The 1,650-nt window shown below is 39.9% G+C and carries 1 pseudogene; it reads left to right on the top strand.

The features are described 5' to 3' along the window. Positions 1–1,650 (top strand): annotated as a pseudogene (locus CUS89_RS16175) (cell wall protein); the annotation flags it as partial.

Genomic DNA, 1,650 nt, shown 5'->3' with positions numbered 1-1,650 from the left:
AGTTATTTTAAGAAATGTTACCCCGATGTACTACCGAACTCCTGGTTTTGCCTATGATGATTTTATTCGATATATTGTTGAAGATTTAAGTCCTTTGCGTAGGAATGATCATAATGAACGAGCAGTGTACACAGTGGTTGCTGATTCAAAAAGCGGAAACTGGCGAATGCAAGTGACACCTTCATTAAGTGCAGTACATAATAATCTAACCGATGGCGAAATGAATGTTGTCTTTACACGTTTAAGAATAGCGCCGCCTCAAGAAGAAGAATTTGAAATTCGCAGATTTCCATTTTCTTATTGGGGACAATCCCAAGGAGTAAACAATGGACGTTGGAGATTGGAGAGTAGCTCAACTAGTTTCACAATCGATTTTTCTGGAACTGATATTGGTAGTATTCGTCTTAATCCAAAATCTGGGTCTTTGATTCTGGAACACCAACAGAGCATTCCTGATCCAGAACATTTTGTTGATGCTCACAATACGAGGGGAACGGTACGGTATGAATGGGTAACACAGCCTGATACAAGCCAATTAGGTAAGCAACGCATAGAAGTCAGTGTTACTGATCAAACGGGTAGACCTGCAGTGACACTTCCCATTGAAATCGAAATAAAACCATTGATTTCCGCGACTAATCCTCAAGTGACGATTCGTCAAAATGATCCGAATCCTATGCCACAAGAGCTGTTTACGATCGCTCATGATGGCAGTTATCAACTCACTTGGGTAAATACTATCAGTACCGCTAACTTAGGGAATTTCATCTGGCATGCAAGAGTGCGTACCCAAGATGGCAGAGAAGCCACAGAAAGTGTGAATGTGACGATTGTTCCAGATGAAGGCTTACAGTTAGAATTGAATCCTGCGGGTGTTCAAAGACTTGAAAGTACAGAGTCCATATTTTCCGGTAATTTATATAGAGACTTGATCAAGGATGTGACATTCCGAGGGATGCCAGTCGATCGAAATAGTTTGCAGTTGATTATGGATGATTCGATCGAGCCAAACTTCAATTTAGTGGGAGAACAACCCTTCAGATTAACTGTTCAAGCAAGGCGTCCAGATGTGAATGCAACAACTCGAGGAACAATTGAAGGAACAATCAATGTTCGTTGGGAAGATACAATTTTGATGAAGTCTGCCACTGGTCAATCAGCAGGCGCGTTCTCGTTATTATTGAGTAATACGAATTCAAATAGTATCCCATTAAGGATTACTAGTGGTTTATCTACAAATATGAATGCACCTGTAGGACCACAGACTTCTCCTTTTTCTACTTATTATTCCTTCCAAATCTTACGGAATAATAATGTGATCTATAATCAAGAAGTATCTAATCGAACCACATTACAACAAATCATCGATCAATTTGGCAACACAGACAATATTTTCAATGTTCAATTGGGGGATGTGATCCGAATCCATCATCCGGAACGATCAGCCAATAGTTCAGTTTTAATGATGAATGAAGAAGAGCATGATTTTACCTATGATACAGAATATGCATACTACGAAGTCACCTCTTCTGGTTTTAGACCTGCTCCGGTCATGGAAGCGCAAGCCTCACAAAAAAACTTTGCATTAGGTGAAAATACCTCAAACATTGATCCTAGCTCATTGATCGATAATGTGACGATCAATGGTCG

The sequence above is a fragment of the Enterococcus mundtii genome (assembly GCF_002947535.1).
In the GTDB taxonomy this organism is placed as follows: domain Bacteria; phylum Bacillota; class Bacilli; order Lactobacillales; family Enterococcaceae; genus Enterococcus_B; species Enterococcus_B mundtii_B.
The sequence above is the reverse complement of the archived record's forward strand: the minus strand, read 5'-3'. Positions and strand labels throughout refer to the sequence as shown.